Source organism: Micromonospora sp. DT62, assembly GCF_049847285.1.
Lineage (GTDB): Bacteria > Actinomycetota > Actinomycetes > Mycobacteriales > Micromonosporaceae > Micromonospora > Micromonospora reichwaldensis.
The window spans coordinates 1-19984 of the sequence record NZ_JBNCOB010000039.1 but is presented as its reverse complement, the minus strand read 5'-3'; the positions used below and the strand labels follow the sequence as shown (position 1 = coordinate 19984).

The 19984-nt window shown below is 75.4% G+C and carries 3 protein-coding genes; 2 read left to right on the top strand and 1 reads right to left on the bottom strand.

Annotation, left to right across the window (positions count from 1 at the left end; all coding sequences use genetic code 11):
* Nucleotides 1-41 precede the first annotated feature (41 nt).
* Nucleotides 42-803 carry a thioesterase II family protein gene (locus tag ACPXCB_RS30350; protein WP_425879445.1) on the bottom strand — a complete coding sequence of 254 codons (762 nt, stop codon included), beginning with the start codon at nt 801-803 and terminating at the stop codon, nt 42-44.
* 284 nt (nt 804-1087) lie between these two features.
* Between ACPXCB_RS30350 and ACPXCB_RS30345 the strand changes: the two genes are divergently transcribed.
* A complete protein-coding gene (locus tag ACPXCB_RS30345; protein ID WP_425879443.1) occupies nt 1088-6640 on the top strand; it encodes a type I polyketide synthase in 5553 nt (1850 codons plus the stop codon).
* 44 nt (nt 6641-6684) lie between these two features.
* Nucleotides 6685-19984, top strand: a 13300-nt coding sequence (locus tag ACPXCB_RS30340; protein ID WP_425879442.1) for a type I polyketide synthase, incomplete at its 3' end; no start/stop codon positions are given.

Here is a 19984-nt window from a genome sequence, read left to right as displayed (position 1 = left end):
CCGGTCGTGACACCGGTGGACGGGCCCCTCGGCCGGGGGGATCAGATGGCGGGTGCCGCGCTCAGGGCCGTCGAGATGGCCCGCAGGACCGCCGGCTGGTGCTCGGCCAGGAAGAAGTGCCCACCCGGGTAGACCTTCAGGTCGAACGGCCCGGTGGTGTGGGTCGACCAGGCGCGGGCCTCCTCGACCGTCGTCTTCGGGTCGTCGTCGCCCGTGAAGACGGTGATCGGGCAGCTCAGCGGCGGACCCGGCCGGTACGTGTAGGTCTCCGCGGCCCGGTAGTCGCTGCGGATCGCCGGCAGCGCGGCCCGCAGCATCTCCGGGTCCCCGAGGACGGCGGAGTTGGTGCCGCTGAGCTTCCGGACGTCGGCCAGCAGGCCCTCGTCGTCGAGCAGGTGCACCGTCTCGTGCCGCGCCTGCGACGGCGCACGGCGTCCGGACGCGAACAGGTGCGCCGCCGTACCGCCGTCCTGCTCGATCAGCCGGGCGAGTTCGAAGCCGACGCTGGCCCCCATGCTGTGCCCGAAGATGGCCACCGGCTGGTCCAGCCACGGCCGCAGCACGGTGAAGACCTCCCGCGCGAGCTGGTGGATGTCACCGATGCACTTCTCGTGGCGGCGGTCCTGCCGGCCCGGGTACTGGATCGACAGCACCTCGACGGCGGGGGAGAGGCTGCGCGAGACGGGGAAGTAGAAACTGGCCGACCCGCCGGCGTGGGGCAGGCACACCAACCGCCTGGCGCCACCCGGAGCCGGGTGGAAGCGTCGCACCCACAAGCCGTTGTCGGTATTTGGCGTGGTCATCCTTGGCGGTCCTTCCGGCGGCTGCGTTTCCCGACCGGATCTGCACGGACCCGGTCGAGGCGACGCTAGTGCGACGGGTGGGGACCGGACACCCCTAGCTGGCCCGTTGCCTGGTTAGGGGTTGTCCGCGCTCGCGCACACCCAATAACTTCTCCCCGCAGATGGGGATCTGCGTGGCTCTCGGCCGAGCGAGCCGAACGACAGATACAGGTGTCGCCTGAGACTTCTGCGCATTCGTACCGTCGCTTACGTCGAGTCTCCGCCGTGAATCGCGATGGGCTGGGTTGATGGACACCGAAGACAAGCTCCGGGAGTACCTGAAGAGAGTCACCGCCGACCTGCGGCGGACCCGGCAACGGCTCCGTGACGTCGAGGCCGATGCGCAGCAGCCCATCGCGATCGTCGGCACCGGCTGCCGGTTCCCGGGCGGCGTACGCACGGCCGAGGAGCTGTGGGACCTCGTCGCGGCCGGCGGCGACGCCATCGCCTCCTTCCCCAGCGACCGTGGCTGGGACCTGGACACGCTCTACGACCCCGAGCGGTCCCGGCCGGGCACCTCCTCCGTCCGCGAGGGCGGCTTCGTGCCCGACGCCGCCGACTTCGACCCCCGGCTGTTCGGGGTCTCGCCGCGCGAGGCGCTCGCCATGGACCCGCAGCAGCGGCTGCTGCTGGAGACCTCGTGGGAGGCCGTCGAGTCGGCGGGCATCGACCCCACCAGCCTGAGGGGCGCCCGGGTCGGGGTCTTCGCCGGCATGACCCACAGCGGGTACGCCCACCCGCCGGAGACCCCGCCGGCGGGCGTCGAGGACTACCTGGGTCTCGGCAACGCGGGCAGCATCGCCTCGGGCCGGGTGGCGTACTCGTTCGGTTTCGAGGGCCCGGCGGTGACGGTGGACACGGCGTGTTCGTCGTCTCTGGTGGCGTTGCACCTGGCCGTGCAGGCGCTTCGGTCGGGCGAGTGCGACCTCGCCCTGGCCGGCGGCGTGACGGTGATGCCCACCCCGGCGGTGTTCGTCGACTTCACCCGGCAGGGCAACCTCTCCCCGGTGGCCCGGTGCCGGGCGTTCGCCGACGCGGCGGACGGCACGGCGCTCGCCGAGGGCGTCGGGATGCTGCTGGTGCAGCGCCTGGCGGACGCGCAACGCGACGGCCGCCAGATCCTGGCGGTGGTACGGGGCACGGCGGTGAACCAGGACGGTGCGTCGAACGGGTTGACGGCGCCGAACGGCCCCTCCCAGCAGCGGGTGATCCGGCAGGCGTTGGCGTCTGCGGGTCTGTCCACGACCGACGTGGACGTGGTCGAGGCGCACGGCACCGGCACGACGTTGGGCGACCCGATCGAGGCTCAGGCGTTGTTGGCGACGTACGGGCAGGGTCGGGATGCGCCGTTGTTGCTGGGGTCGGTGAAGTCGAACATCGGTCACACGCAGGCGGCTGCCGGGGTGGCGGGGATCATCAAGATGATCTTGGCGATGCGGCACGGGACGGTGCCGGCGACTCTGCACGTGGACGCGCCGTCGTCGCACGTGGACTGGGCCTCCGGTGCGGTGGAGTTGGTGACGGAGTCGCGCGAATGGCCGGGCGCGGGCCGTCCCCGGCGGGCGGGTGTGTCGTCGTTCGGCATCTCCGGCACCAACGCGCACGTGATCCTGGAGCAGCCGGAGCCCGAGACCGATCCCGAGATCGAGGCGGAACCGGCGGCGGGCCCCCCGGGGTTGCCGGTGCCGTGGGTGGTGTCGGGGCGCTCCGAGCGGGGTCTGGCGGGTCAGGCGGCGCGGTTGGCGTCGTTCGTGCGGTCCCGGTCCGGTCTTGCGGTGGCGGATGTGTCGTGGTCGTTGGCGACGACCCGGGCGGCGTTGGAGCATCGGGCGGTGGTGTGGGGCTCGGACGTGGACGAGTTGGTCGCCGGTCTGTCGGCTGTTGCCGAGGGCGGGCCGGCGGTGTCGGGTGTGGTGTCGGCGGGTCGGCGGGCGGTGCTCTTCACGGGTCAGGGTTCGCAGCGCGTGGGCATGGGCCGCGAGCTGTACGCGGCGTTCCCCGTCTTCGCGGCGTCCTTCGACGCGGTGTGCGCGGAGATCGATCCGCACCTGCCGCGTGCGCTGCGCGAGGTCGTCTTCGCCGAGCCCGGTTCGGAAGCTGCTGCGTTGCTGGACCAGACCGTCTTCGCGCAGGCGGGCCTGTTCGCGGTCGAGGTGGCGTTGTGGGATCTGCTCGCGTCGTGGGGTGTGCGGGCCGACTACCTGGCGGGTCACTCGATCGGTGAGGTGACGGCGGCGTACGTGTCGGGGATGTTGTCCCTGGCGGACGCGTGCACGCTGGTGGCGGCGCGGGGCCGGTTGATGCAGGCGTTGCCGGCCGGCGGCGTGATGGCGGCGATCGGTGCGTCGGAGGAGGCTGTCGCCGAGCTGATCGGCGTGAGCGGTGCGGCGGTGGACGTCGCGGCGGTGAACGGTCCGGCTTCGGTGGTCGTGTCGGGTGCCGCCGACGAGGTGGCCACGGTGGTGGCGACCTGCCGTGAGCGGGGTTGGCGGACGAAGGACCTTGCGGTCAGTCACGCGTTCCATTCGCGGTTGATGGAGCCGATGCTCGACGAGTTCGCGTCGGTGGTGGCGGGGCTGGACTGGCAGCCACCGCGGGTGCCGATCGTGTCGAACGTGACCGGCGCGGTCGCGGACGCCGCTGAGATCACCGACCCCGGCTACTGGGTGCGGCACGTGCGGCAGCCCGTGCGCTTCGCCGCCGCCGTACGGACCCTGCACGAGCAGGACGTGACGCACTTCCTGGAGGTCGGCCCCGACGCCGTGCTCACCGCGATGGCGCAGGACTGCGTCGAGGCGACCGGCGACGTCCGGTTCACCGCCACGCTGCGAGCCGGCCACCCCGAGCCCGACACGCTGCGCACCGCCCTCGCCGAGCGGTACGTCACCGGCGGCCACGTCGACTGGACCGGATACCTCACCGCTGCCGGGGCCCGGCCCCGCACCGTCGCCCTGCCCACGTACGCCTTCGACCACCAGCGCTACTGGCTGAACACCACCGGCGCCGGCGCGGGCGCGCCCGGGCTCGGCGTCCGCCCCGTCGACCACGCGCTGCTCGGCGCCGCCGTACGCGTGGCCGACGACGACGTACGGCTCTTCGGCACCGAACTCTCCGCACGTACCCACCCGTGGCTCGCCGAGCACGTCGTCTGGGACTCGGTCGTGGTGCCCGGCGCCGCCCTGGTCGAGATGGTCCTGCACGCGGGCGCGCAGGTCGGCTGCGACACCCTCGACGAGCTGACCCTGGAGGCGCCGCTGGCGCTCACCGGGCAGGACGCCCGGTCGGTGCAGGTGAAGCTGGGCACGGCGGACGAGGAGGGACGCCGGCCGGTCACCATCCACTCGCGGGCCGCCGCCGACCCGGACGGGGAGTGGGACCGGCACGCGGCAGGCGTCCTCGCACCCGCCGCACCGCAGCCCGACGGGGCCGAGCCGGCGCCCTGGCCGCCCACGTCCGGCACCGTCGTCGCGGTCGACGAGGTCTACACCGAGCTGTCCCGCCTGGGCGTCGAGTACGGCCCGCTCTTCCGTGGCCTGCGCGCCGTCTGGCGTACCGACGACGAGGTGTGCGCCGAGGTGGCGGTGCCCGACGGCACCGAGGTCACCGGCTTCGGCATCCACCCCGCCCTGCTGGACGCGGCCCTGCACGTCGTCGGCCTGCTCGACGCCGACCAGGAGGCATCGGGCGTACGCCTGCCCTTCGCCTGGACCGGCGTCACCCTCTCGGCGGTCGGCGCGACCACGCTGCGGGTACGCGCCCGGCGCAGCGGCGGCGGGGTCACCCTGACCCTGGCCGACCCGGCCGGCGCCCCCGTCGCCCGGATCGGCTCCCTGGTCTCCCGGCCCGTGACCGCCGAGCAGGTACGCGGCGCCGACGCGGGCGTCGACTCGCTGTACGACGTCGCCTGGCAGAGCGTCCCGGCGGGCTCCCCGGCGACCGCTGGCGCGGTGCTCCTCGGCGACGCCCCGTCCGACCTGGCGGCACTCGCCCGGTACGGGCTCGCCGAGCTGGCCGACGCGGTCGACGTCGGCCTGCTCGACACGGAGCTGGTGCTGCTCGCCGCGTACGCCGACGACGAGCGCGCCCCGGTTCCCGCCGCCACCCGGACCCGGCTCGCCGCCGTGCTGACCGCCGTGCAGGGCTGGCTCGCCGACGACCGGCTGGCGGAGCGGCAACTGGTCGTGCTGACCCGGGGGGCCGTCCCCGCCGGCGACAGCGGCCGCACGACCGACCTGCCCGGCGCGGCGGTCTGGGGCCTGCTGCGCTCGGCCCAGGCGGAACACCCCGGCCGCTTCGTGCTGGTGGACCTCGACGAGGCGCGGCGAGCGGAGCCCGGCACGGTGGACCTGGTGGCCCGCGCGGTCGCCACCGGCGAACCCCAGCTGGCGGTCCGGGACGAGCGGGTGCTGGCACCCCGGCTCACGCCCGCCGTCCTCGACCCGGCGCTGGGCGCCGACCTCGACCCCGACGGGACGGTCCTGGTCACCGGGGCCACCGGCGCCCTCGGCGGCCTGCTGGCCCGGCACCTGGTCAGCACGCACAAGGTGCGCCGGCTGCTGCTCGTGAGCCGGCGCGGATCGGACGCCCCCGGCGCGTCGGAGCTGCTGACCGAGCTGACCGCGCTCGGCGCGCAGGTCCGGTTGGCGGCCGGCGACGTGGCGGACCGGGACTCCCTCGCCGCCCTGCTGGCCGGCGTCCCCGCCGAGCACCCGCTCACCGGCGTGGTCCACGCCGCCGGCGTCCTCGACGACGCGGTGATCTCGGCGCTGACCCCCGGGCGGATGTCCGCCGTGCTCTCCGCCAAGGCCGACGCCGCCTGGCACCTGCACGAGCTGACCCGGGAGCGGAACCTGGCGATGTTCGTCCTCTTCTCGTCGGTCGCCGGCGTCCTCGGCGGCCCCGGGCAGGGCAACTACGCCGCCGCGAACGCGTTCCTGGACGGCCTCGCCCAGCACCGGCGCGCCGCGGGCCTCGCCGCCACCTCCCTGGCCTGGGGCCTCTGGGCCGCCGACAGCGGGATGACCGGCGCCCTCGACGCCGCCCAGCGGCAGCGGATGAGCCGCAATGGCCTCAGCCCGCTCGACACCGACCTGGCGCTGCGCCTCTTCGACGCCAGCCTGCGCGGCGGCCGCCCCCACCTGGTGCCGGCGCTGCTCGACCCCGCCGCGCTGCGCCGCCAGGCCGACGCCGGCCAGCTCCCGGCGCCGCTGCGCGGCCTGGTCCGGGCCCGGCGGCGCGTCGTCGCCGGCGGCGGCGACGGCGGGCCGTCCTTCGCGCAGCGCCTGGCCGGCACGCCCGAGGCGGAGCGCGGCCGGCTGGTGGAGGACCTGGTCAAGGCGCAGGTCATCGAGGTGCTCGGCTACCCGCCGGCCACCGTCGTGCCCTCCGGGCAGACGTTCACCGGCCTCGGCTTCGACTCGCTGACGGCGGTGGAGCTGCGCAACCGGCTGACCGCCCTCACCGGGATCCGGCTGCCCGCGAGCCTGATCTTCGACTGCCCCACGCCCGCCGCCCTCGCCGACTTCCTGCTGGTCGACGCCGCCCCGCCGGCGCCCGAGGCGGGCCTGCTGGCCGAGCTGGACCGGCTGGAGGCCGCGTTCGCCGCGACCGGGCCGGAGGAGCTGGAACGACTGGCCGGTGACGACGAGACGCGGACCGCCGTGGCGGTCCGCCTCCGGGCGCTGGTCACCAGGTGGAGCGACGCCACCGATCGGCCGGCCGACGTCAGCCAGGCCCTCGACGAGGCCTCGGACGACGAGCTGTTCGACTTCATCGACCAGAAGTTCGGCCGATCCTGACCACGAGTCCGCCGCTTGCCCCTTAGCGACAGGTGATCAACCCGATGGCGAACGAAGCCAAGCTCCGCGAGTACCTCAAGCGCGTCACCGCTGACCTGCACGAGACCAGCGAACGCCTGAGAGCCGTCGACGAGCAGAACCACGAGCCGATCGCGATCGTGGGGATGGGCTGCCGCTACCCGGGCGGGGTGCGGACCCCCGAGGCCCTGTGGCGGCTGGTCGAGTCCGGCGTCGACGCCGTCACGCCGTTCCCGGCGGACCGGGGCTGGGACGTGGAGAACCTCTACGACCCGGACCCGGACGCGCACGGCAAGTCGTACACCCGCGAGGGTGGCTTCCTGCACGACGCCGGCGAGTTCGACGGCGGGTTCTTCGGCATCTCGCCGCGCGAGGCGCTGGCGATGGACCCGCAGCAGCGGCTGCTGCTCGAGGTCGCCTGGGAGGCGGTCGAGCGGGCCGGCATCGCCGCCGACTCGCTCAAGGGCAGCCGCACCGGCGTCTTCACCGGCGTCATGTACCACGACTACGTCTCCCGCCTCAACGGCGTGCCGGAGGAGGTCGAGGCGTTCGTCGGCACCGGCAACCACGGCAGCGTCGTCTCCGGCCGGATCGCGTACACCTTCGGGTTCGAGGGCCCGGCGGTGACCGTCGACACCGCCTGCTCGTCCTCGCTGGTGGCGATGCACCTCGCCGTGCAGGCCCTACGCTCCGGCGAGTGCACGCTCGCGCTGGCCGGCGGCGTCACCGTCATGTCCAGCCCCGACACGTTCGTCGGCTTCAGCCGCCAGCGCGGCCTGTCCCCGGACGGGCGCTGCAAGTCCTTCGCCGCCGCCGCCGACGGCACCGGCTGGAGCGAGGGCGCCGGCCTGCTGCTGCTGGAACGGCTCTCCGACGCCCAGCGCAACGGCCATCCGGTGCTCGCCGTCGTACGTGGCACCGCCGTCAACCAGGACGGCGCCTCCAACGGCCTCACCGCGCCGCACGGCCCGTCGCAGCAGCGGGTGATCCGCCAGGCCCTCGCGAACGCCCGACTCTCCCCGGCCGACGTGGACGCGGTGGAGGCCCACGGCACCGGCACCCGCCTCGGCGACCCCATCGAGGCGCAGGCGCTGCTCGCCACGTACGGCCGGGACCGGGCCGAGGACCAGCCCCTCTGGCTCGGCTCGATCAAGTCCAACCTCGGGCACACCCAGGCCGCGGCCGGCGTCGCCGGCGTGATCAAGATGGTCATGGCGATGCGCCACGGCGTCCTGCCGCGGACCCTGCACGTCGACGAGCCGTCCCCGCACGTCGACTGGTCGGCCGGCGCGGTGAGCCTGCTCCGCGAGCCGCGCCCGTGGCCGCGCGGCACCCGGACCCTGCGGGCCGGCGTCTCCTCCTTCGGCGTCAGCGGCACCAACGCCCACGTCATCGTCGAGGCCGCCCCGCCCGCGCCGCAGCCGGCCGCCGGCACCGACGCCGTCGCCGGGCCCGACCCGCTGCCGTGGGTCGTCTCCGCGCGCAGCGCCGCCGCGCTCGGCGCCCAGGCCGACCGGCTGCGCTCCTGGCTCGCCGAGCACCCCGACGCCGCGCCGGCCGCCGTGGGCCGGGCCCTGGCCACCGGCCGGTCCGTCCTCGAACACCGGGCGGTGGTGCTCGGGGCCGACCGGGACGAACTGGTCGCCGGGCTCGGCGCGCTCGCCGACGGCGTCCCGGCGGCGTCCGTGCGGCGCGGGGTCGCCAGCCCCACCCGCGTCGCCGTGCTCTGCACCGGGCAGGGCGCCCAGCGCGTCGGCATGGGCCGCCAGTTGTACGCGGCGTTCCCGGTCTTCGCCGCGGCCTTCGACGCCGCCTGCGCCGAGCTGGACAAGCACCTCGACCGGCCCGTACGCGCCGTGCTCGACGGTCCCGCCGAGGTGCTCGACCGCACCGGCTACGCCCAGGCGGCGCTGTTCGCCGTCGAGGTGGCGGCCTACCGGCTCGTCGAGTCCTGGGGCGTCGTGCCGGACTTCGTGGCCGGCCACTCGGTCGGCGAGGTGGCCGCCGCGCACGTCGCCGGCGTGCTGTCGCTGCCCGACGCCGCCCGCCTGGTCGCCGCCCGGGGCACCCTGATGCAGGCCCTGCCCACCGGCGGGGCGATGGTGTCGATCCGCGCCACCGAGGCGGAGGTGCGCGCGCACCTGGACACCGCCGGCGAGGCGGCCGGCGCCGGGCTGGCCGCCGTCAACGGCCCGGAGTCCGTCGTCGTCTCCGGCGACGAGGACGCCGTGCTGGCGGTCGCCGCACACTTCGCGGCCCTCGGCCGCAGCACGAAGCGGCTGCGGGTCAGCCACGCGTTCCACTCCGCCCGGATGGACCCGATGCTCGACGCGTTCGGCGACGTGCTCGGGCAGTTGACCTTCGCCGCGCCCCGGATCCCCGTGGTCTCCACCGTGACGGGCGCGCTGCTCGACCCCGACGAGGTGCGCTCCCCGGCGTACTGGCTGCGCAACGTCCGCGACACCGTCCGCTTCGAGGCGGCCGTGGCGACCCTGCGTGAGCTGGGCGTGGGCGCGTACGTCGAGGTGGGGCCGGGCGGGGTGCTCTCCGCGCTGACCCAGGAGATCGTCGGCGCGGACCAGGCGGTGTGCGCCCCGATGCTGCGCGCCGACCACGACGAGGCGGCGACCGCGCTGGCCGCCGCGGCCACCGTGTGGGCCCGGGGCGTGCCGGTGGACTGGGCGGCCCTGTTCGACGGCCCGCCCGCGCCGGTCGACCTGCCGACGTACGCGTTCCAGCGCGAGCGCTACTGGCTGCTGCCCCTGCCGCAGCCCGCCGACGTGACCGCCGCCGGACTGACCCCGACCGGCCACCCGCTGCTCGGCGCGGTGTTCCGCTCGGCCGACGGTGACGAGGTGACGCTCACCGGCCGGCTGTCGGTGGAGAGCCAGCCCTGGCTGGCCGAGCACGCCGTACGCGACGTGGTGCTCTTCCCCGGAACCGGATTCGTCGAACTGGCGCTGCGCGCCGGCGCGGAGGTCGGCGCCGACCGGCTCGCCGAGCTGACCCTCCAGGCGCCGCTGGTGCTGCCGGAGACCGGCGGCGTCGACGTGCAGGTCGCCGCCGAGCGTGCCGGCGGCGAGGCGTGGCAGTTGACGGTCCACGCCCGCCGCTCCGGCACCGACGACCTGTGGGTCCGGCACGCCACCGGCCTGCTCGCCCCGGCGCCCGGGGACGGCGGCGCCACGCTGGCGGACTGGCCGCCGACCGGCGCCACCGCCCTGGACGTGTCGGAGCTGACCGGGCGGGCGGCGCGGGCCGGGTTCGCGTACGGCCCTGCCTTCCAGGGGCTGCGCGCCGCCTGGCGGGTCGGCGCCGACGTGTTCGCCGAGGTGGCGCTGCCCGAGCCGGCGGCCGACGAGGCCGACGCGTACGGGCTGCACCCGGCCCTGCTCGACGCCGCCGTGCAGGCGGTCGGACTCGGCATCGTCGACCCCGGCGAGGCCCGGCTGCCGTTCTCCTGGTCGGACGTGACGCTCTCCGCCCACGGCGCGGACACGCTGCGGGTGCGGCTGACCCCCACCGGCGCGGACACGGTGGCCATGCTGGTCGCGGACGCCGCCGGCGAACCCGTCGCCCGGGTCGGCTCCCTGGTGCTGCGGCCCCTGCCGGCCGGGGAACTCACCTCCGGCGGGTCCCCGTGGCGTCGCTCGCTGTTCCGCCTCGACTGGCCCCGGCACGCCGGCGGCGTGGCCGCGCCCGACGGCACGACCTGGGCGGTGCTCGGCGACCGCCCCGCGCCGCTGCCGGCCGGCGTGACCGCCGACCGGCACGCCGACCTCGACGCGCTCTGCGACGCGGGGGTGCCCGACGTCGTGCTGTACCCGGTGGCCGGCGCCGCCGCGACCGGCCCCGGTCCGGTCCACGACCTGCTCGCCGAGGTCCTCGCCGTACTCCAGGGCTGGCTCGCCGCCGAGCGCCACACCGGCGGCTCCCGGCTGGTCGTCCTCACCAGCGGCGCCGTCGCCGTGGACGACGACGCCGACGTCGCCGACCTGGCCGGCGCCGCCGTGTGGGGCCTGCTCCGGTCCGCCCAGGCCGAGCACCCCGGCCGGTTCCTGGTCGTCGACCTCGACGATGAGGAGAGCTCCGCGTCGGCCCTCGCCGGCCTGTTGTCGGCCGACGAGCCGCAGGCGGCGGTGCGCGACGGCGTGGTCCGGGTGTCCCGGCTCGTCGCCGCCCCGGAACCCGACGCGCCGGCGCCGGCGCTGGACCCGGACGGCACGGTGCTGGTCACCGGCGGCACCGGTGCCCTGGGCGCGCTCGTCGCCCGCCACCTTGTCGCCCGGCACGGGGTCCGCCACCTGGTGCTTACCAACAGGCGCGGGCCCGCCGCGGCCGGCGCCGCCGACCTGCTCGCCGACCTCGCCGACCTGGGCGCCACCGCGACCGTCGAGGCGTGCGACGCCGCCGACCCCGACGCCCTCGCCGCGCTGCTCGACCGGATCGACCCGGCGCACCCGCTGACCGGCGTGGTGCACACCGCCGGCGTGCTGGCCGACCGCACCCTGACCTCGCTCACCGCCGAGTCCCTCGACGAGGTGCTCCGGCCGAAGGTGGACGCCGCCGCGCACCTGCACGAGCTGACCGCCGGCCACGGCCTCGCGCTCTTCGTCACCTACTCGTCGGCGGCGGGCGTGACCGGCAGCCCCGGCCAGGCCAACTACGCGGCGGCCAACGCCTTCCTGGACGCGCTCGCGCACCGGCGGCGGGCCGCGGGCCTCCCCGCACACTCCCTGGCCTGGGGGCCGTGGGTCGAGTCGGGCGGCGGCATGACCGCCGGCCTCGACCGGGCCGACACCGACCGGCTGGCCCGCGCCGGCGTACGGCCGCTTTCCGAGGCGGACGGCCTCGCGCTCTTCGACGCCGCCCTGCTGACCGGCCTGCCCACGACGGTGCCGATGGCGCTGGACGGCCCGGCGCTGCGCGCCCAGGCCGAGGCGGGCACCCTGCCGTCGGTCCTGCGCGGCCTGGTCCGCGCGCCCCGGCGTCGCGCCGCGCGGTCGGGCCCGGCGGAGACCGCCGCCCTGACCGAACGGCTGGCCGGGCTCGACCCCGAGGAGCGCGCCGCGGCCCTGCTGCGGCTCGTCCTCGACCAGGTCGCGGCGGTGCTGGGGTACGCCGACGCCGCCGCCGTCGAGGCCGGACGCCCGTTCACCGAGCTGGGCTTCGACTCGCTGACCGCCGTCGAGCTGCGAAACCGGCTGGGCGCGGTGACCGGCCTGCGCCTGCCGGCGACCCTGGTCTTCGACCACCCGACCCCGCTCGCCCTGGCCGAGCACCTGGACGCCGAGACCGGGACCGCCGCCGGTGCACCGCCGGTCCCGGTCGCCGCCGTCGCGGCGCTCGACGAGCCGATCGCGATCGTCGGCATGAGCTGCCGCTACCCGGGCGGCGTACGCAGCCCCGAGCAGTTGTGGGACCTCCTCGTGGCCGGTGGGGACGGCATCACCGGCTTCCCCGCCGACCGGGGCTGGGACGTCGACGACCTGTACGACCCGTCCGGCGCGCGCCGGGGCAGCAGCTACGCCCGCGAGGGCGGCTTCCTGGCCGACGCCGGCGACTTCGACGCCACCCTGTTCAAGATCTCGCCGCACGAGGCGCTCGCCATGGACCCCCAGCAGCGGCTGCTGCTGGAGACCGCGTGGGAGGCCATCGAGGACGCCCGGATCGACCCGCTCGCACTGCGGGGCCGCCCCGTCGGCGTGTTCGCCGGCATGATGTACCACAACCACGCCGCCGGGCTGGCCGACGTTCCGGAGGCCCTCGACGGCTACCTCGGCGTCGGCACCGCCAGCAGCGTGTTGTCGGGCCGGGTGGCGTACTCGTTCGGTTTCGAGGGCCCGGCGGTGACGGTGGACACGGCGTGTTCGTCGTCGCTGGTGGCGTTGCACCTGGCGGTGCAGGCGCTGCGGTCCGGCGAGTGCGACCTCGCGCTGGCCGGCGGCGTCACCGTGATGGCGACCCCCGAGACGTTCATCGACTTCTCCCGGCAGCGGGGCATGGCCCCCGACGGCCGGTGCAAGTCGTTCTCCGACGCGGCGGACGGCACGGGCTGGTCCGAGGGCGTCGGCGTGCTGCTGGTGCAGCGGCTGTCGGACGCGCGGCGCGACGGGCGCCGGGTCCTCGCGGTGGTGCGCGGCACGGCCGTCAACCAGGACGGCGCGTCGAACGGGTTGACGGCGCCCAACGGCCCCTCGCAGCAGCGGGTGATCCGCCAGGCCCTCGCGAACGCCCGGCTGGGCGTCGCCGACGTCGACGTCGTGGAGGCGCACGGCACGGGCACGACGCTGGGCGACCCCATCGAGGCCCAGGCGCTGCTCGCCACGTACGGGCAGGACCGCGACGACCGGGACGCGCTGCTGCTGGGGTCGGTGAAGTCGAACATCGGCCACACGCAGGCCGCCGCCGGGGTGGCGGGCGTCATCAAGATGATCATGGCCATGCGGTACGGGACGGTGCCGGCGACGCTGCACGTGGACGAGCCCTCGTCGCACGTGGACTGGTCGTCGGGCGCCGTGGAGCTGGTGACGCGGGCGCGCGAGTGGCCGGGTGCGGGCCGCGCGCGCAGGGCGGCCGTGTCGTCGTTCGGCATCTCCGGCACGAACGCGCACGTGATCATCGAACAGGCGGAGCCGGAGCCCGCCGCGGTGTCTGCCGCAGCCGTCGGGTTGCCGGTGCCGTGGGTGGTGTCGGGGCGCTCCGAGCGGGGCCTGGCGGGTCAGGCGGCGCGGTTGGCGTCGTTCGTGCGCGATCGTGGCCTGTCGCCGGCGGACGTGTCCTGGTCGTTGGCGACGACCCGGGCCGCGCTGGAACATCGCGCGGTGGTGTGGGGCTCGGACGCGGACGAGCTGGTCATCGGCCTGTCGGCGGTTGCCGACGGCCGGTCGTCAGGTGTGGTGTCGGCGGGCCGCCAGGCGGTGTTGTTCACGGGTCAGGGTTCGCAGCGCGCCGGCATGGGCCGCGAGCTGTACGACGCGTTCCCCGTCTTCGCGGCGTCCTTTGACGCGGTGTGCGCGGAGATCGATCCGCACCTGCCGCGTGCGCTGCGCGAGGTGGTGTTCGCGGAGGCGGGTTCGGAAGCTGCCGCGTTGCTGGACCAGACGGTGTTCGCGCAGGCGGGCCTGTTCGCGGTGGAGGTGGCGTTGTGGGAGCTGCTCTCGTCGTGGGGTGTGCGGGCGGATTTCCTGGCGGGTCACTCGATCGGTGAGGTGACGGCGGCGTACGTGTCGGGGATGTTGTCCCTGCCGGACGCGTGCACGCTGGTGGCGGCGCGGGGCCGGTTGATGCAGGCGCTGCCGGCCGGCGGTGTGATGGCGGCGGTAGGTGCGCCCGAGTCCGCGGTGCGGGAGATCATCGGCGCGTCGGGTGCGGCGGTGGACGTCGCGGCGGTCAACGGCCCGGCGTCGGTGGTCGTCTCGGGCGCCGCGGGCGAGGTGGCGTCGGTGGTGGGGGCCTGCCGTGAGCGGGGTTGGCGGACGAAGGAGCTGTCGGTCAGTCACGCGTTCCATTCGCGGTTGATGGAGCCGATGCTGGACGAGTTCGCGTCGGTGGTGGCGGGGCTGGACTGGCGGTCGCCGCGGGTGCCGATCGTGTCGAACGTGACCGGCGCGGTGGCGGACGCCGGGGAGATCACCGATTCCGGTTACTGGGTGCGGCACGTGCGGCAGCCGGTGCGGTTCGCCGATGGTGTGGCGGCGTTGCGGGCGCAGGGGGTGGACACCTTCCTGGAGGTGGGTCCGGATGCGACGTTGACGGCGATGGTTGCGGAGATCGTCGCGGATGTGGCGGTGCGGCGGGTTCCGGCGTCGCGGCGGGATCAGTCGGAGGTCGCCGCGGTGACGGCGGCGTTGGGGCAGTTGTGGGTGGCGGGTGTGCCGGTCGACTGGGCTGCCTACCACGGTCAGACCGGTGCTCGGCCGCAGGTGGTCGACCTGCCCACGTACGCCTTCGACCATCGACGTTACTGGATCAATGCCGCGACGCGGTCCTACCGTCTCCCCGCCGTCCGGCGTACCGCCGCCGACGAGGACTTCTGGCGGGCGATCGAGGCGGAGGACCTGACCACCCTCGCCGAGAGCCTGGCCGTCGACGCCGACGCCCCGCTCGCGGACGTACTGCCGGCGCTGTCCACCTGGCGACGCCGCCGGGACGCCGAAGCGGCCCTCGACTCCTGGCGCTACCGGGTGGCCTGGCAGCCGCTCACGGACGACGCCGCCCGCGCCGAGGCGACCGACTTCCTGCTCGTCGTACCGGCCGACGCCGACGCGGCCGTGACGGACTGGGCCGCCGCCCTCGGCGCCGCCGGCGGGCGGATCGTCGAGGTCGACGCCGCATGCGACCGCAAGCGGCTCGCCCACGACCTCGCCGAGGCGTCGACCGGCCGCGACGGGGACGTGCTGCCCGTACTCTCCCTGCTCGCCCTCGACACCCGACCGTACGCCGGGGCCGCCTCCGTGCCGACGGGCCTCGCCGGCACGGTCGCGCTCGCGCAGGCGCTCGGGGACGCCGGGATCACCGCCCGGCTCTGGATCGTCACCCGCGGCGCGGTCTCCGTCGGGTCCCGGGACCGGCACGTCGACCCCGTGCAGGCCATGGCGTGGGGCTTCGGCAGCGTGCTGCGCGCCGAGCACCCGCACCGGTGGGGCGGGCTCGTCGACGTCCCCGAGCAGCCCGACCAGGGCGTCGTGCGCATGCTCCGGACGCTGATCGCCGGCACCGGTCAGGAGGACGAGGTCGCCCTGCGCGGCACCGGCGGCCACGCCCGCCGGCTCGTTCGCGCGACGTACGGCGACACCGGTACGCGCCGGTCCTGGACGCCGCGCGGCACGGTGCTGATCACCGGCGGCACCGGGGCGCTCGGTGGACACGTCGCCCGCACGCTGGCCGCCGAAGGAGCCGAACACCTCCTGCTGGTCAGCCGGCGGGGTGGCGAGGCGCCCGGCGCGACCGCCCTCGCCGAGGAACTCGCCGGGCTCGGCACCCGGGTCACCCTCGCGTCCTGCGACGTGGCCGACCGGGCCGCGCTCGCGGCGCTGCTCGACTCGATCCCCGCCGAACTTCCGCTGAGCGCGGTCGTGCACACCGCCGCCGCCCTCGACGACAACGTCGTCGACGCCGTGAGCGTCGACCAGCTGGCCACCGCCCTGCGGGCGAAGGTCGACGCCGCGCGCAACCTGGACGAGCTGACCCGGGGCACCGACCTCTCCGCCTTCGTCCTCTTCTCCTCCCTCGCCGGCCTCATGGGCGCCGCCGGGCAGACCACCTACGCGCCGGGCAACGCCTTCCTCGACGCCCTGGCGCAGCGGCGTCGCGCGGAGGGGCTGCCGGCGACCTCGCTCGCCTGGGGCCTGTGGGCCGACGGCGGGGTGAGCGCCGGTGAGTTCGAGCAGCGGCTGAGCCGCACCGGCTTCGGCGCGATGGCCCCGGAGACGGCCGTACGCGCCCTCACCCGGGCGCTTCACCGCGACGAGACGTACCTCGTGGTGGCCGACATCGACTGGGCCCGGGTGGCCGCCGCCGGCGGTCGGCGCCCGCACCCGCTGGTCCGCGACCTGCTGGCCGAGGCCGGCGCGGCAGGGGCAGCCGACGCCCCCGTGCCAGCGGCCGACCTGCGCCTGCGCCTGGCGGGAATGTCCGGTGCGGAGCAGCTGCGCGCCCTCGGCGAACTCGTGCGTGCCGAGGTCGCGGCCGTCCTGGGCCACGAGTCCGCCGAGCGGGTGGCACCGGACCGGGCCTTCCAGGACCTCGGCTTCACGTCACTGGCGGCGGTCGAGCTGCGCAACCGGCTCGACGCGGCGACCGGCCTCGCGCTGCCGACCACGCTCGCCTTCGACTACCCGAACTCGGCGGCCCTGGCCGGCCACATCCACGCCGAGCTGCTCGGCGGGCAGGCGCTGCCCGTCCCCGCCGCCACCGGCCCCGTCGTGGGCGACGACCCGATCGTCATCGTCGGCATGGGCTGCCGTTTCCCGGCCGGAGCCGGGTCCCCGGAGGGGCTCTGGGACCTGCTGACGGCCGGCGCCGACGCGATGTCGGAATTCCCGACCAACCGGCACTGGGACCTGGAGTCCCTGGCCGGAACCGACTCCTACGTCTCGCGCGGGGCCTTCCTGGCCGACGCGGGTGGCTTCGACGCGGAGTTCTTCGGCATCTCGCCGCGCGAGGCGCTGGCCATGGACCCGCAGCAGCGGCTGCTGCTGGAGGTCGCCTGGGAGGCGTTCGAGGACGCCCGGATCGAGCCCCTCGCGCTGCGCGGCGACCGGGTCGGGGTGTTCGCCGGCACGAACGGACAGGACTACGAGACCGTCGTACGCCAGGCCGGGGAGTCGCTCGCCGGATTCGGCGCGACCGGCGCCTCCGCGAGCGTGTTGTCGGGCCGGGTGGCGTACTCGTTCGGTTTCGAGGGCCCGGCGGTGACGGTGGACACGGCGTGTTCGTCGTCGCTGGTGGCGTTGCACCTGGCGGCGCAGGCGCTGCGGTCGGGCGAGTGCGACCTGGCCCTGGCCGGCGGCGTCACCGTGATGGCCACCCCGGGTGCCTTCATCGAGTTCTCCCGCCAGGGCGGGCTGTCGGCGGACGGCCGCTGCAAGGCCTTCGCCGAGTCGGCGGACGGCACCGCGTGGGGCGAGGGCGTCGGCGTGCTCGTGGTGCAGCGGCTGTCGGACGCGCAACGCGACGGGCGTCGGGTACTGGCGGTGGTACGCGGTTCGGCGGTGAACCAGGACGGTGCGTCGAACGGGTTGACGGCGCCGAACGGTCCGTCGCAGCAGCGGGTGATCCGGCAGGCCCTCGCGAGTGCGGGTCTGTCGACGGCTGACGTGGATGTGGTGGAGGCGCACGGCACGGGCACGACGTTGGGCGATCCGATCGAGGCGCAGGCTCTGCTGGCGACGTACGGGCAGGGTCGGGATGTGCCGTTGTTGTTGGGGTCGGTGAAGTCGAACATCGGTCACACGCAGGCGGCTGCCGGGGTGGCGGGGATCATCAAGATGATCTTGGCGATGCGGGCGGGTGTGGTGCCGGCGACTCTGCACGTGGACGCGCCGTCGTCGCACGTGGACTGGACGTCCGGTGCCGTGGAGCTGGTGACGGAGTCGCGTGAATGGCCGGGCGCGGGCCGTCCCCGGCGGGCGGGTGTGTCGTCGTTCGGCATCTCCGGCACGAACGCGCACGTGATCATCGAGCAGCCGGAGTTGGCGGCGGAGCCCGCGCCGCAGCCGGTGCTGGGGGCTGCGGCCGCGTCGGCTGCGGAGCCGGTGACGGCGGCGGAGTCCGTCCACCCCTCGGGTGCGCAGCTGCGCGGCGAGACCGACCGGGGCGGATCGGCGGACGGGGTGCCGGTTCCGGCGCCCGCCGGGGGCGCGTCCGTGGGCTTGCCGGTGCCGTGGGTGGTGTCGGGGCGCTCCGAGCGGGGTCTGGCGGGTCAGGCGGCGCGGTTGGCGTCGTTCGTGCGGTCCCGGTCCGGTCTTGCGGTGGATGTGTCGTGGTCGTTGGCGACGACCCGGGCGGCGCTGGAGCACCGGGCGGTGGTGTGGGGTTCGGACGTGGACGAGCTGGCGGCGGGCCTCGCGACGGTGGCCGAGGGCCGCGTCTCGGGTGTGGTGTCGGCGGGTCGTCGGGCGGTGCTCTTCACGGGCCAGGGTTCGCAGCGCGTGGGCATGGGCCGGGAGCTGTACGACGCGTTCCCGGTCTTCGCGGCGTCGTTCGACGAGGTGTGCGCCCGGTTCGACGGCTTGCTGCCGCGTGCGCTGCGCGAGGTGGTGTTCGCCGAGCCCGGTTCGGAGACGGCTGCTCTGTTGGCTCAGACCGTCTTCGCGCAGGCGGGGTTGTTCGCGGTGGAGGCGGCGTTGTGGGAGCTGCTCGCGTCGTGGGGTGTGCGGGCCGATTTCCTGGCGGGTCACTCGATCGGTGAGGTGACGGCGGCGTACGTGTCGGGGATGTTGTCCCTGGCGGACGCGTGCACGTTGGTGGCGGCGCGGGGCCGGTTGATGCAGGCGTTGCCGGCCGGCGGTGTGATGGCGGCGGTCGGTGCGTCGGAGGAGGCTGTCGCCGAACTGATCGGCGTGAGCGGTGCGGCGGTGGACGTCGCGGCGGTCAACGGTCCGGCATCGGTGGTCGTGTCGGGTGCCGCCGGCGAGGTGGCCACGGTGGTGGGGGCCTGCCGTGAGCGGGGCTGGCGGGTCAAGGAGCTGTCGGTCAGCCACGCGTTCCACTCGCGGTTGATGGAGCCGATGCTCGACGAGTTCCGGTCGGTGGTGGCGGGGCTCGACTGGCGGGTGCCGCGCGTCGCGGTGGTGTCGAACGTGACGGGTGCCGTGGCGGACCCGTTGGAGCTGGTGGACCCGGAGTACTGGGTGCGGCACGTGCGGCAGCCGGTGCGGTTCGCCGATGGTGTGGCGGCGTTGCGGGCGCAGGGTGTGGACACCTTCCTGGAGGTGGGTCCGGATGCGACGTTGACGGCGATGGTGGCGGAGGTCGTCGCGGATGTGGCGGTGCGGCGGGTTCCGGCGTCGCGGCGGGACCAGTCGGAGGTCGCCGCGGTGACGGCGGCGTTGGGGCAGTTGTGGGTGGCGGGTGTGCCGGTCGACTGGGCTGCCTACCACGGTCAGACCGGTGCCCGGCCGGGCGTGGTCGACCTGCCCACGTACGCCTTCGACCACACCTGGTACTGGCCCGAGGCGGCGCCCGCAGCCCGCCGGGACGCGCACGGCGAGGCTCTCGACGGGCGGTTCTGGGCGGCCGTGGAGTCCGGCGACCCCGACCTGGTCGGCGGCGAGCTGGGCGTCGGCGCGGACGAACCGTTGAGCGCGGTCCTGCCGAAGCTCGCGCAGTGGCGGCGGGCCGCACAGCAGCGGTCGACGGTGGATTCCTGGCGCTACCGCGTGGTGTGGCGACGCCAGGACGTGACCGGGAACGAGAACCTGACCGGCTCCTGGCTGGTGCTGATGGTTCCCGGCCAGGAGGACCACCCGCTGCTGGCCGGGCTGGCGGAGCGGGGCGCCGAGGTGGTGCCGGTGGTGCTGGACGCGCTGGACCGGGACGAGGTCGCGCGCCGACTGGCCGGAGCGGTGGAGGCCGGGAAGCCGGTCGCCGGGCTGGTCTCGCTGCTGTCGCTGGCCGGAGCGGGCGTGGTCGAGGCGCTGGCGGTGGCGCAGGCGCTGGCCACCACGGAGGTCCAGGGGCAGCTCTGGTGGCTCACCCGTGGGGCGGTCTCCGTGGACGACGCGGAGCCCCTGACCGACGTGGTGGGTGCTGCGGTGTGGGGTTTGGGTCGGGTGGTGGGTTTGGAGGTGCCGTTGCGGTGGGGTGGTTTGGTGGATTTGC